General features: G+C 33.2%; 12 protein-coding genes and 1 tRNA gene. 5 read left to right on the top strand and 8 right to left on the bottom strand.

The features are described from left to right. Window positions 1-433: 433 nt before the first annotated feature. Both DYR29_RS01345 and DYR29_RS01340 read right to left on the bottom strand, forming a co-directional pair. A complete protein-coding gene (locus tag DYR29_RS01345; RefSeq protein ID WP_213278886.1) occupies window positions 434-1,858 on the bottom strand; it encodes a tetratricopeptide repeat protein in 1,425 nt (474 codons plus the stop codon). Between the two features lie 153 nt (window positions 1,859-2,011). Then, window positions 2,012-3,505, bottom strand: a complete 1,494-nt coding sequence (locus tag DYR29_RS01340; protein ID WP_213278885.1) for a tetratricopeptide repeat protein — start codon at window positions 3,503-3,505, stop codon at window positions 2,012-2,014. Window positions 3,506-3,915: 410 nt separating this feature from the next. Here DYR29_RS01340 and DYR29_RS01335 point away from each other — a divergent pair, with 410 nt between their 5' ends. The 4 genes from DYR29_RS01335 to DYR29_RS01320 all read left to right on the top strand — a co-directional run bounded on the left by DYR29_RS01335 (window position 3,916) and on the right by DYR29_RS01320 (window position 6,438). Further along, entirely contained in the window at window positions 3,916-4,392 is a 477-nt protein-coding gene (locus DYR29_RS01335) for a GNAT family N-acetyltransferase (protein ID WP_249413582.1), read from the top strand. A 297-nt stretch (window positions 4,393-4,689) separates the two neighbouring features. Then, window positions 4,690-5,184 carry a cupin domain-containing protein gene (locus DYR29_RS01330; protein ID WP_213278884.1) on the top strand — a complete coding sequence of 165 codons (495 nt, stop codon included), beginning with the start codon at window positions 4,690-4,692 and terminating at the stop codon, window positions 5,182-5,184. Between the two features lie 39 nt (window positions 5,185-5,223). Beyond that, window positions 5,224-5,754 carry a hypothetical protein gene (locus tag DYR29_RS01325; protein WP_213278883.1) on the top strand — a complete coding sequence of 177 codons (531 nt, stop codon included), beginning with the start codon at window positions 5,224-5,226 and terminating at the stop codon, window positions 5,752-5,754. A 24-nt stretch (window positions 5,755-5,778) separates the two neighbouring features. Then, a complete protein-coding gene (locus DYR29_RS01320; protein ID WP_213278882.1) occupies window positions 5,779-6,438 on the top strand; it encodes a cysteine hydrolase family protein in 660 nt (219 codons plus the stop codon). Window positions 6,439-6,544: 106 nt separating this feature from the next. On the opposite strand, the gene DYR29_RS01315 is transcribed toward DYR29_RS01320, so the two are convergent. The 6 genes from DYR29_RS01315 to DYR29_RS01290 form a co-directional block, all read right to left on the bottom strand. Next, a tRNA-Lys gene (locus DYR29_RS01315) sits at window positions 6,545-6,620 on the bottom strand. Window positions 6,621-6,869: 249 nt separating this feature from the next. Next, on the bottom strand, window positions 6,870-7,781 hold the full coding sequence (locus tag DYR29_RS01310) for a helix-turn-helix domain-containing protein (protein ID WP_213278881.1): 912 nt from the start codon (window positions 7,779-7,781) through the stop codon (window positions 6,870-6,872). A gap of 329 nt (window positions 7,782-8,110) precedes the next feature. After that, window positions 8,111-9,652 carry a helix-turn-helix transcriptional regulator gene (locus tag DYR29_RS01305; RefSeq protein WP_213278880.1) on the bottom strand — a complete coding sequence of 514 codons (1,542 nt, stop codon included), beginning with the start codon at window positions 9,650-9,652 and terminating at the stop codon, window positions 8,111-8,113. A 255-nt stretch (window positions 9,653-9,907) separates the two neighbouring features. After that, entirely contained in the window at window positions 9,908-10,261 is a 354-nt protein-coding gene (locus DYR29_RS01300; RefSeq protein ID WP_213278879.1) for a helix-turn-helix domain-containing protein, read from the bottom strand. After that, entirely contained in the window at window positions 10,231-10,536 is a 306-nt protein-coding gene (locus DYR29_RS01295) for a hypothetical protein (protein WP_342213461.1), read from the bottom strand. The genes DYR29_RS01300 and DYR29_RS01295 overlap by 31 nt, the downstream gene beginning before the upstream one ends. Before the next feature lie 171 nt (window positions 10,537-10,707). Further along, window positions 10,708-11,553, bottom strand: a complete 846-nt coding sequence (locus DYR29_RS01290; protein ID WP_213278877.1) for a hypothetical protein — start codon at window positions 11,551-11,553, stop codon at window positions 10,708-10,710. Window positions 11,554-12,179: 626 nt separating this feature from the next. On the opposite strand from DYR29_RS01290, the gene DYR29_RS01285 reads away from it, so the two are divergent. After that, the gene (locus tag DYR29_RS01285; RefSeq protein WP_249413581.1) at window positions 12,180-12,959 is read left to right on the top strand and encodes a PhzF family phenazine biosynthesis protein; all 780 of its coding nucleotides are present in this window, start codon (window positions 12,180-12,182) and stop codon (window positions 12,957-12,959) included. Window positions 12,960-12,997: the final 38 nt, after the last annotated feature.

Below are 12,997 nucleotides of genomic sequence, written 5' to 3'. Positions count from 1 at the left end.
TTATATTTCACTTCTTTTATATTCATCAATCAGCAGAGTTTTAAAGAATAAAATATTTTGAATATTCTGATCAAAAGGTGACCGAAAAAAGAAATTGAAAATCAGAAAGAAAGTAATACTTAAATGCTACTTGAGCAACAGTCAAAAAGATAAATTATAAAAAATATGAGCTAAAAAAATGAAGCAGTTTAGAATCATCAGCTTTTTTTTCATAAATAAACCTCCAAAACAACCAACAAAAACAACTCATTATGTATCAGCGATTTAAAAACACAAATACACGATGTAGTACCCATGTAGTAGAGTGTTTTTTTCTGTTTTCGTTAAAAATTTTCATATTTGACCCAGAGACCACTAAAAAAATCCAAGTGGTGAAAAGAGAATATTTTCGAGTACTGTCTGACCTGATAAATCAGACAGTTTTTTTTTGTAATTATTTCAAGGTATCAAAGAAATGATAAATATCTGTTTCTCCCGGAATATTCAGTTTCTTTCTTATTCTGTATTTTTTTTGCTGGACACTTCTGTGCTGAACTAAAGTATAGCTTGCAATTTCTTTGGATGTAAAATGCAGTTTCAGCATTGCACAAAAAATCAATTCAGAACTTTCAAGATTAGGATTAATTGTTAAAAGTTGATCTATAAATTCAGGATAAACTTCCTTAAAACGGTTCAGAAATTCAGGATCATTCTTCTTACCAAGCTCTAAGACCTCTTCCTGTTTATTATCATTCATCCTGATTTTAAGATTTTCAGCTTCTATAGCAAGCACCTCTTTTCTTTTCCCTAAAGCCCTGATAATTCTCCAGGCATACAATCCCAGCAGAGAAAGACCGGCAAGTGACAGAAAGACAATCCAGTATATCTTACTTTTATGATGTTCAGCATCCTTTTGGGCCCCCGTAATAAAAGATTCCATATCCTGATTAATTGTAGCCAGTAAAGACGTATTGGTTTTATAATAAGCATCTGTATAGCCTTTCAGGTAGAAATATGCTTTTTCTTTATCTCCCGTGCGTTCATACAACACTCTGAGATCGTTATAGATATACTTTCCGTAGTAGGCATAGATACGTTTAGTTTTCTCATTGATCTTCAGAGCTTTTTTAAGCGTTTCTTCTGCCTTGTCGTATTGTTTGTTGGTAAGAAAATATTCTCCCATAATAGTATTGGCATACAATGCTATCCCGTCATCCTTCCCTCTTATATTGGCTTTATCGTAAGCAGTGCTTACATATTTGTATGCAGAGTCTTTATTTTTATGCATATAAACATAATCACCTATAGCACAATCCGTAAGACCTGAGTTATCCAGCTTTTTGGCTTTGTGAAAATATTCAAGTGCTTTTTCGTAATTCTTTTTTTGGATAAAATAGATAGCCTGCCTGAAATAAATACTGAAAAGAAGATCATTTTTAAGCTCAGACTGACCACTTTTCTGGATCAGGCTCATGGCTTCATTATTATATTGAAAAGCTTTGTCAATTCTTCGGAGCTCCATATTGAAACGGCCATAGACATTATAAAATCTGGCTTTATGCAGATCATCTTCTGATTGATCCAGGATTTCTTTTGCATTATCGAAAAGAATCTGGGACTTCTGAAAGTTTTCTAAAGAAATATTAAGTTCTGCCAGATTGATATAGCACAGCGCTTTTCCGTCTGCATAATTTATTTTATCAGCCAGTTTGTAATACTTTTTGTTGAGATTGATCAGAGAGTCATATTCTCCCGCCACTCTGAATTGCTCATTCTGTTGCAGCAGGGAAACATCAAATTTCTTTTCAGCCTCTTTCTTTGAATGAGAATGGCACGAAACCAAAATAATAAGTAAAACAACAAGAAAAATACGTGTCATATGTTTCTCTATTTAAGCTAAATTCCTGTATAAATTAGGATTAAAAATCTCTCAGAATAATTTTTTTAAATTCTTTAATGATGTTCCTGCTGAAATCAATAATAAATTCTTTTATAAAACAGAATCCGGTATTTTTTATTGTGATGAAATTCTTTATTCAGTTAAGTTTTCAAAAAAGTCATAAATATCTGTTTCTCCGGGGATACTCAATCTTTTTCTGATCCTGTATTTTTTCTGTTGTACAGATTTGTGCTGTACAAAAGTATAGTCTGCAATTTCTTTGGATGAGAAGCGTAGTTTCAGCATGGCACAGAAAGTCAGTTCTGAATTTTCAAGGTCAGGATTTATTTTCAAAAGCGCTTTTATAAAATCAGGATACAGTTCTTTGAATTTTAGTAAAAAAGAAGAATCATTCCTCTTGGCAAGTTCTATTACTTCTTCCAGCTGCTTGGTTTCCACATGATTTTTCAGCTCATCCGTTTCTTCTTTCAGGGAGTTTTTCTTTAGCCTTAAATTGTTAATTATCTTCCGTACATATACTCCTGAAAAGGTAAGAACACTGATAGACAAGGCAATAAACAGCGGAAGATCATTCTTATGCCAATCCGACTCCTGCTTTACTTCAGAAATAAAATCTTCGGTTGCCTTATTCATCGTGGTAAATCGGGCGGCGTCAAACCTCCCTTCTTCTTCCATATACTTCTTCAGATAGAAATAAGCCTTTCCTCCGTCGTTCTTTTTTTTATACAGTTCTGCCAGTGCCTTATAAACCTCTTTGATATGCGAAGAATATGTACGCCTTGTTTTAATATTGATGTCTAAGGCTTTCCTGAGTGCTTTCTCGGCCTCCTCGCTGTTATCCACTTCGTTATAGTAATATCCCATGGTATAGTAAACCCAGAGAGATTCTACGTCGGTTGTCTTTTGACTTAGCATCTTCTCATCTGCACGCTCAATATATATTCCGGCAGAATCTGGTTTATGGACAAATAAATAGTATTGGGCAACCATACAATTGCTATAGGCCGAGTTTTCCAGTACATTCGCTTTGTTAAAACATTTTAGAGAAGTTCCGAACCACCCTTTCCATGCATAGTAAATCCCTTTGTTTACATACAGCCTTGGAAGAAGTTTTTGAGTAAGACTTGTTTTTTGGGCCTGTTTTAGATAATAGAATGCTTTATTATTGCATTCAATAGCCTTGTCATTTAGTTTAAGATGAGAATAATACAGACTGTAGTCATTATAGAATGCTGCTTTATGATAGCTATTCTCAGAGTTTTTCAAATCTTTCTCCGCTTTGTTGAAAAAAAAACGGGCTTTATCATAATTTCCTGCTGAAACATTCACCCCTGCCATATTCAGGTAGCAAAGGCCTTTTCCAGCTTTATATTTCATTTTTGCAGCCTTTTTCAGGTATTTTATATTCAGCCGGATAAGCACTTCATATTCCCCTGACAACTGAAGGTCCGAAGTCTGGTTTAACAAAGAAGTATCAAAATTTTCTCTTTCTTGATCCCGAGAATCACCGCTGCATGAAAGCATACATAAAAATAACCCTATGCAGATTGTACAGGCTATTATTTTTTTTATATCCTTTGAATGTATTTTTTTATTCGTAAGAATGATCAAACTAATTCTTTCCATCAGCTCCACTTTTCCCTATATCTACCTATACATATTCCATTGAAATATGTTGATAAATTTCTACTGTTATTCTATATTATTCCCCAATAAGTGTTATAAATATACATAAATTATCATGCTTATTATGAAATAAGCAGTTAATTTTGCAAAAATGTAACATTTAAATAAAGTACTAAAATTTTCCCCCTTAAACAGACATCTTCTTAAGTTTTTTGAACGGTTTCTGTAAACTATTCCGATCAAAAAGTCTGTTTTTCTTTATAATAAGACTATCTGAAATGAAATTTGTTACAAATAGATCGGCTAGTTTGAAAATTTTAATATAATTATTGAAATTCAACCTATCAGATTAAGGGGAAAATTCAAAATAATATACACATTTGTATCCGGATAACAACGCATCAATAACTATGATAAATATTAATTATCGAAAACTTCTGCCTGAAGAAAGTAAAATTTACAGGGCTATCCGTTTGGAAAGTCTGGAAAAGTTCCCTGAAGCCTTTGGCGCAAACTACCAGGAAGCTCTGAGTATTAAAAAATTCCGGATAGAAAGCGATATTGAAGAAGAAACACCGGAAAGGTTTGTATATGGAGCTTTCGCACAGAATGAAATTGTCGGCATCTGTACGTTTGTTAAAAATGAAAACAATACCGGAAGTATTTACCAGATGTATGTCAAAAAAGAGTTTCAGGGGAAAAATATCGGTCAGGGATTGATTGAAGCTGTTATTGCCGAAGCCTGTCAGAACTTTAATGGCATTGAAATCATTCTTGAGGTTACTCCCGGAAATGATAAAGCTTACAATCTGTATCGGAAAATAGGATTTGAGGAAGTTACCAGTACTTCTTCTGAAGAAATCAGGATGAAATATATTCCCGGATAAGAATATTTTATTTTCTCAGCTTCTTCAGTCTTAACAACAAGAAAACGCCAAGTAAAAGTTATCATTTTTACTTGGCATTTTTGTTTGATCTCCCCCACTTACTGTACCCATTATAATAGCTGAGCACCCTGTTTATGTGATGTAGGTCACGTAATCCATTGCCAGACTCTACCGAATTTTGTTCTGTAATTTTTTCGGTATTAAAATTCATCCGAATACAATCGATCAGGTAAAAGTAATGAGACAATCAAAGTCCAATTCCTGTCGGTTTTCACTACAATAATTAATTTCTAAAAAATGAAAAAAACAAATTACTTCATAACTCTGCTTTGCATCACAGCATTTCTAAGTACAAACCGGACTAATGCTCAAAGTTTATCCAATAATGAATTAGGTGATATCTATGCAGAAAATATCAAATGGTCTGCATTTCCGGCATTTCCACCGGAAGCCCGTCTTGCTGTACTGATAGGAGATCCGAAAAAGGTAGCACCTTATGTCGTTCGGGTAAGAGTACCTGCTGATGTGATACTGCTTCCCCATAAACATCCCGAAAACAGAATATATACAGTCATAAGCGGTGTATTTTATATTGGCATAGGCGAAAAGTTCGATGCTGCTCAATTAAAGGCTTATCCACCGGGAAGTGTTGTGGTTCTTCCCGGAAATACACCGCATTTTCATTGGGCTAAATCAGGTAGTTATGAAACTCAGGTAAGTGCCTATGGACCTTTAGGAATAAGCTATATGAATCCTTTGGATGATCCCAGGAATAAAGGAAAACAAAAATAAATTCACTGATGTACTAAAATGAATTAAAGTATAATTATCATGGAAAATAAACCAATTATTGTTGACTCAAGCTTTTCTGCTGTGATCAACGCACCGATTGAAAAAATCAACATTCCGGAGTGGTGCTTCACCCTTCCGGAGCACGAATATCAGGCATGCTCTCCTGCTCACATTTCGGCAGGCGTTACAACCTCATCTGATGGTAAGAGAATGTCTATCAATGTAGAAATACTTGGAGGAAGTCCAATGGTACAGCATTATATAGAAACCGTCTCGGAACCTACACATCTTATTCTGGAGTCAGTTTCGGATGTTTTTACCCCTACCGGCCGTATTACTGTTTTAGTACACTGGGAAATGAGCGTAAAAAAGATAGATGATAATACGTGTGAATTTACCAACAGAGTTGTATCCAGACCCACTGAGGATTTCATGAAAGGGTTGGAAAAGCAGGGTATCCCATTTGAACTTTTTAAAACCCAGCGACAGCCAGTCTCTATACATCACAATCAAAGCGAGACTCCTCTGTTTGCAAAAAGTATTGAGAGGCATGCATTGAGACAAAATTAATCTTACATTAAATAAAAAAAGAAAATGGAAGCACCAATCTATGAACGCAGCAAAACAGCCTTGTTGTTTATTGATCCTTACAATGATTTTCTATCTGAAGGTGGGAAAGTGTGGCCAAGAGTGAAAGAAGTTGCTGAAAGTAACAATTTATTAAATAATCTCCGAAGCATTGTAAAAGCTGTAAGGCAGGCCGACATACAGATCTTTATTGTTCCACACAAACGATGGGAATCTACGGATTATCAATACTGGAAATTTCCTAACCCTACTCAGATAGGTATTATGGAACGTCATTCTTTCGCAAAAGGAAGCTGGGGAGGAGAATGGCATCCTGATTTTACCCCTCAGGAAGGAGATATTATCGCCAAGGAACACTGGGCGCAAAGTGGTTTTGCCAATACAGATCTGGATATGCTGCTCAAACAACGGGACATCACCCATGTCATCGCTATAGGATTACTCGCTAACACCTGTGTTGAAAGTACAGCCCGTTTTGCTATGGAGTTAGGATATCATGTAACTCTGGTAAAAGATGCAACAGCAGCCTTCACTTCCGAAATGATGCATGCAGCCCATGTTCTGAACGGTCCTACTTATGCCCATGCATTGCTTACGACCCATGAGCTTATCACAGCATTACCTGCAGAAAACATCATAGGAGACAATGACGTAAAAACTGATTAGTTTCAAGATATTTGGGACATTTGTTTCAGAAATGAACAAGTGATATTAAATAGAAAAGGCGCATAAAAATGCGCCTTTTTAACTGATTAAAACCTGTTCAGGTTTTTGGTGACCCGGCTGGGATTCGAACCCAGGACCCATACATTAAAAGTGTATTGCTCTACCAGCTGAGCTACCGAGTCGGTCACCTACTTTTCAAGTAAATCCCTTTGTTTAAGGGACTGCAAAGATAGAAACTTTTTCTTTATTTACAATACTTCCCAACGATTTTACGAATCAGATCCTGCTAACCTTTACAATATCAGATACAAAAATTTGATGCTCTATTACGGATCATGTGATTTAAACTTCAAATATTATAAAAAATGGATTGCTCAATTTGAGTAATCCATTTTTAAAAATCTCTAATACAGATTTTAAATCCGTTTATTTTAATATAAATCTCCTTTTTTATATTCCTGTGGAGATTTTCGGGTGTGACGTTTAAAAAATTTACTGAAAGTAGCCTGATCCGGAAAATTAAGCTGTAAAGCAACCTCAGTAATATTAGAATTTGAATTTTTAAGCAAAAGTCTTGCCTCCAATATCAAAACCTGATCAATAATTTCTTTAGGCGACTTGCGTAGGGTTTTATTAATAATGCTTGTAAGATATTTCCGGCTGATACACAACTGATCTGCATAAAATTGTACATTATGCTGCTCTTTAAAGTGCTTGCGAACTAAAACAAAAAAATCAGTCGTAATTTCATCTTCTCTATCGCTAATACTTTTAATTTTTTCAGTTTTTTTTAAGTAATTATCAATTTCATAGATGATCAGTGAAAAGTAATGCCAGATCATTTCTTTGAAATAATAATTATTCTTTTCAGCATTATTCAGATTTTCAAGTTGTTCAAGATGAAATACAACCTTCCTGAATAAATCGGATTCATTCTTAATAAATATTGCCGGATCTGAAGTGAATATTTTAAGAACATCAATTGAATTAAATCCTGATTCAGAAATAAAATCGAAAGAAAAGAATATATACTTGGCATTATAATCTATAGAAAGATGATCCATCCAGAAAGTTTCCCCTTTCGGACAAAAGATCATATCTCCGGCAGCAATTTCATACAGCTGATCCTTCATTGTAAATCCAATACTTCCTTTTCTAACCAGTATCATACAGTAATAATCGGCCCGATAAGGCATGTTGAGTTTAATAGTATGGTCGTTTTTACTACTGTTCATAACAATAAATCCTTTAACCCTTAAATCAAACCCCACTTGCTGAAGCAGCTCTTCAAAAGTGAAATAAGAAATAAGATCAGACGATGCAGCCCTGGATTTTCTAGACATTGAACATATAATTTATTAATAACAAATTTAACACTAAATCCCTAATATTCATTGGATCGAACAAAGTAAAATTAAAGTCAATTCAAAGCTAGTACATCAACAATAATATTATTAAAATTATTGTTTCCTGATGATTTATTTACGTCAGATGTTGTCTGAAAATCTATCTGAAAATAGTAAATATAGATAAAAAAGCCTGGAATTTCCAGGCTTACACTGCGAATGAAAAGTACATTATCAATAAAAATAATCCTTATAAATGATTTTATATCTTCTAAACTATAAAACAACAGAATTGCATATTTTTATTTTTTGAATATGTATATGAACTACCCAATATTAAACATCCAGGTATAAATATTCGCATTTGTACTGATATCCAATTTCTTCCGGATTCTATATTTCTTACTGAATACTGAACTTACAGAAACATTTTTATATTGTGCAATTTCCTTGGTATCAAATTTCAATTTTATGAGTGCACAATACTCAAGATCAGAATGGCTTAGTTGAGGATTTATAGTTAAAAGCTGTTGATTGAATAATGGGAAACGCTCATGAAATTTCAAATGAAAGGATTTGTCATTATTATGAACAAGTTCGATAAGTTCTTTTAAATCCTCAATTTCCAGTTCCTGCCTTTCTTTTTCTTGGGGAGAGATAGCTTCTTCAAAGGAAATATTATATTCTTCAACCGGCAATTCATTTTCAGCATTTCTTATATATTCATTTTCCTCTTCATCTCCTCTTTTTCTAAAAAAAATATATGCTGTTCCTCCAACCCCTAATAAACAAGGTAGAATAAATAACCAATAACTATAATTTAAATTCTCTTTCTGACATTTCACCGTATCTTCGTTTGCAACAATAGTATTTAATATTTTTTTCTCAGAAGAAGATATGCTGTCCGTTATTTTCTTTGCTTTTGTTGAATACACAGCTTCATTCTTATAATCCTGCAGCCTCCGATAAGCTTCTGCCTGTCCTGAATAAATATCTTCTAAAGCATTTGTATAAATCTTATACTCATTAACAATCTGTCTGGATTGCTCAAAGTATTCAAGGGCTGTGTTATAGTTTTTCTTTTTATTTTCTATATTACCTTTAAGTAAATAATAATAAATAAACTCTGACCTGTCTCTTTCATTTTTCATATAAATTTGAAAATCATTAAGGTATTTTTCAGATTCTGAAATTTTATCAGTCCGAAAATACTCTTTAGCCATGTCCATTGCAAATGAAGCTAAATAAAGGGGTTTGTAAGAGAAATTATGATTCATTTTTTTTGATTCCGAATACCCCTTATTAAGATATATGAGTATAGAATCATAATGGTTCACATTTCCCTCCTGCCTGATATTTCTAGCCATACACCTGTAAACAGCAGCCTTTTTTATATGTAAATCCTGACTCGGCAATTTATCAGCAAGTTCTAAACTCTGTTGAAGGGAATAACGGGATTTTTTTGTGTAACCCATTTCACTATAAATCATTCCTTCACAAAGTAGGAAGCTAGATAAAGCAACATTATCATTTTCTTTACCTGATAATACTTTACCTTCTGAAATTTTCTTTAAAGACAGCTCATAATTCCGTTCATTCATATATACTTCAGACATCTTCAAAATAGCCTGAAGCATGCCTTTATTATAATTGATTTGTTTAGACTGGTAATAAATTTCTGTACATAATCTCAGAATTTCCTTGCTTCCTTTATCTGCATATACATTCTTGTCTTTAATTATATTACCGAGACTGTCTATACTTCTTCGTCTTGCTTTATCTTGTGAATAAAAACTATTATTGCACAGAATAAAGAACAATAGAACTGTTCTGATATTTATAACAGAACATAATTTATGTGCATCCATATAAAATTACAGACAGCAAAAATTAATTACCACATTTTTAATACAGAATTTCTTTATTTCCCTATCAGAAATCATTTTTTTTTTCATCATTTGTGTAAATTCAAGGGTACAAAATTCGTTATAATAATACTTATGAAAAATATAAAAAAGACATTTTATCTTATCAAAAAATGTCAAAAAAACCTATTTCCAGCAACATTCTAATGAAATATAAAAACAATTAGCAAATAAATAAACATTTTACATTCTGAAATTTTATAATGTAAAATGTTTTTTCCATTTAGCAACTGTATTTCTGCTTAGTCTGAAATGGTTAGCTAACTGAGTATTTGTCAGATAATTCTTTCTCTGATAATCTAACATATATAAAATTGAGTGCTCATCATAAGAACGAAGTTTTTGATTGTAAATCTCCATCTTTTCATCCTGAGTATTGAATATGGAATTATTGATTCTCAAAACATCAAGCATGCATAAGTCTTCTTTTTGCAATACTTCTGAATACCATTCTTTTTTCTCAGGAAATTTTTTATCAATGATATCCTGAAAAATCCGCCTGTAGTCAGGACCTTTTATGCTTATATCTTCTCCCTGTATTTCTCCAGCCATTTATATAATGTTGTTTTAGGAATTCTATAGTCTTCCATAATCTGATTTTTAGTCTTTTCTCCTAACCTCAACTGCTCAAGTATAAACAAAATAATTTCCTGGGTATACAGATTTTTTCTGAAGACAGGAAAATCAGAATTATTTCCTTTTTTTGTCTTACTAATATCTCTACCATTATAAGTTGGTGGAGAGTAAAGCATCAAATGCTGTGAATAGAGCCTGAAAAAATCATATTCAAGCAGTTTGCTCCATTTCAATAAACATTCAGAATTCATAGTATTCTGCTTGAATACTTTTTGTATCTCAGGTTCGGTAGTTTTAAAAAAATTACAGGTTCTCTCTATGGAAATACCCGTCGATTTCCATTTTATTTCTATTAGCTCTCCTATATGTATATTCTTTAAATAATCCATAGAATACCCCGTGTTACTCTTATAATTTATTTATTAAAGTGGTTTTCTGAAGACCTGGGCAGACATAGTACCTCGACCCCAATTATAATTTTGCCCTGTTGCAGAGAACATATTAAATATAAAATTTGGGGTAGTGTTTGTACCTTGGGTCTTTTCTATGTATCCGTTAAGACTGTATGTTACAGATCCAGCAGTGCTTGTGTTATTTGTTACCGTTTCTACAAATGTTGCTCCCACACTAGTCATTACATAACTCCCAACATTTTCATTAAAAATCTGGCTTATAGAATATTTTCTTGAACCTCCTTGAGCTTCAGCTGCTGGATTTGCACCAACGGCTCTTAAGAAACGCACTCCCATATAACCTCCAAAATTTTCACTAATATTCGGTTTTAAAAAACCTACTGGCGTTGAATAATTAACGACTATCTGAACCGTACTCATTGCAGGAACAACGACGGTTAATCCTAATGCAAGATCTATATTATTGACAGTAGTACCGGAAGCAGGAAAAGGGTATTGTACACTATTTGTTGCAGTTGTTGAATAAGCATTATCCAGTACATAATTGACACTATATGGAAGGAATGTATGCCAGTTAGGAGCCGCTGCGGTACCAGAATTCACATAGAGACCTGTTCCGCTTGATAAATTACTATTAGTATTATACACAAACAATCCATTTGCCGGTGATGGAACTGTACTTGCATCACTTAAACTCTGCAAAGAAACTCTGGGAATTAATAAACCTTTATTCGCAGAATTAACATCTAAAACGGCAGAAGGGTCTGGATTTGAAGTATTAATTCCTACACTTCCGGTTTGTGCATTTAAGCTGAATCCATAGCACATTAAAATGCTGATAATAATTTTTTTCATATCTGTTATCTTTATGACAGCAAAATTATTATCAATTCATTTATCTGAAAAAAAAACCATTTGTTGATGTTTGCCAAGATTTGTCAAAATTTGTCAAACTGTATTTTCTCATAACATACAGCCTCTTCATTGCTATATTTTGAACCTTTAAATCATATAAACCCAATTCTAAGGAAAATCAATTCATAAAAAATTCCAAAAAAAACAAAAGTATGTATGTATTGAATATTAGTTATTTTATCAACATTCAATTCAAACGTCAACAAACAGAAAATTTCAACAAATATTGACATCAGGCAAACTAAACATAAGTCAAAATATCCCAATATATTTGCACAGGGAGTTAATGTCACCCTCATTAATAAACACATGATTTAATAGTCTGGAAAAACACAACATGGACTAAAATTTTAGAAAGAGCAAATATGTATTCTAAAAACTCAAAAATGAAAAAAAATTGGAGTCGTTTTTACACTTGTAAAAACGGCTTTTTTCTCACGGGAAAATAGAAAGATTTTAAGGTAAATAAAATCAATAACACCTGTATCCTGTTAAAACACAATACCTGTATCTGCTTTGAATAATCAGACTTTAATAATTTTACCTGCAATACAAAAATTTTGAAAATGAAAATATATCAAGTAGACGCTTTTACAAGTGAAATATTTAAAGGAAATCCAGCCGCGGTCTGCCCACTCACCGGTTGGTTAACTGATGAAATATTATTAAAAATTGCTGCAGAAAATAATCTCTCAGAAACTGCTTTCTATGTAATTAAAGAAAACAATGTAGAAATACGCTGGTTTACTCCCAATACAGAAGTAGACCTTTGCGGGCATGCAACTCTTGCAACAGCATTTGTTCTTTATTATTATGAAAATTATCAACGTGATCAGATTGAATTTCATTCTCCACGAAGCGGTATATTATCCGTAGGAATAGAAAATAGCCTTTTTACATTGAATTTCCCGGAAGATGAATTCTCCGAAGTTTTCTTAACTCATGAACTTTTATCTACCACAGACAAAACCCCTATTGCGGCATATAAAGGAAAAACTGACTATATGCTGATATTTGAAAATGAAGAAGATATCAGTACAATGAGACCCAACCTCCCGGTAATAGCAGCTCTAAATGCAAGGGGAATTATTGTAACAGCAAAAAGTAAAAGCTATGATTTTGTTTCCCGTTTTTTTGCTCCGGCCGTAGGGGTAAACGAAGATCCCGTTTGTGGTTCTGCACACACCACACTTACTCCTTATTGGGCATCTCAACTTCAGAAAAGTCAGTTACATGCTTTTCAGCCGTCTCAGCGCAGTGGGGAACTGTATTGTAAATTACTCGACAAAAGAGTTGAAATATCAGGGAAAGCAGCTTTATATCTGAAAGGTGAAATTTTTATTTAAAACTCTATTATCCGGGTCGGATAGCAAATACTTATAAA

This window comes from Chryseobacterium indologenes (genome assembly GCF_018362995.1).
Taxonomy (GTDB): domain Bacteria; phylum Bacteroidota; class Bacteroidia; order Flavobacteriales; family Weeksellaceae; genus Chryseobacterium; species Chryseobacterium indologenes_G.
This window is presented reverse-complemented; position numbering and strand designations above follow the sequence as displayed.

What these genes read in the sequence shown, in the direction of transcription:
- DYR29_RS01345 (WP_213278886.1), bottom strand. Translation starts at nt 1,858, where the DNA reads ATGACACGTATTTTTCTTGTTGTTTTACTTATTATTTTGGTTTCGTGC.
- DYR29_RS01340 (WP_213278885.1), bottom strand. Translation starts at nt 3,505, where the DNA reads ATGGAAAGAATTAGTTTGATCATTCTTACGAATAAAAAAATACATTCA.
- DYR29_RS01335 (WP_249413582.1), top strand. Translation starts at nt 3,916, where the DNA reads ATGATAAATATTAATTATCGAAAACTTCTGCCTGAAGAAAGTAAAATT.
- DYR29_RS01330 (WP_213278884.1), top strand. Translation starts at nt 4,690, where the DNA reads ATGAAAAAAACAAATTACTTCATAACTCTGCTTTGCATCACAGCATTT.
- DYR29_RS01325 (WP_213278883.1), top strand. Translation starts at nt 5,224, where the DNA reads ATGGAAAATAAACCAATTATTGTTGACTCAAGCTTTTCTGCTGTGATC.
- DYR29_RS01320 (WP_213278882.1), top strand. Translation starts at nt 5,779, where the DNA reads ATGGAAGCACCAATCTATGAACGCAGCAAAACAGCCTTGTTGTTTATT.
- DYR29_RS01310 (WP_213278881.1), bottom strand. Translation starts at nt 7,781, where the DNA reads ATGTCTAGAAAATCCAGGGCTGCATCGTCTGATCTTATTTCTTATTTC.
- DYR29_RS01305 (WP_213278880.1), bottom strand. Translation starts at nt 9,652, where the DNA reads ATGGATGCACATAAATTATGTTCTGTTATAAATATCAGAACAGTTCTA.
- DYR29_RS01300 (WP_213278879.1), bottom strand. Translation starts at nt 10,261, where the DNA reads ATGGCTGGAGAAATACAGGGAGAAGATATAAGCATAAAAGGTCCTGAC.
- DYR29_RS01295 (WP_342213461.1), bottom strand. Translation starts at nt 10,536, where the DNA reads ATGAATTCTGAATGTTTATTGAAATGGAGCAAACTGCTTGAATATGAT.
- DYR29_RS01290 (WP_213278877.1), bottom strand. Translation starts at nt 11,553, where the DNA reads ATGAAAAAAATTATTATCAGCATTTTAATGTGCTATGGATTCAGCTTA.
- DYR29_RS01285 (WP_249413581.1), top strand. Translation starts at nt 12,180, where the DNA reads ATGAAAATATATCAAGTAGACGCTTTTACAAGTGAAATATTTAAAGGA.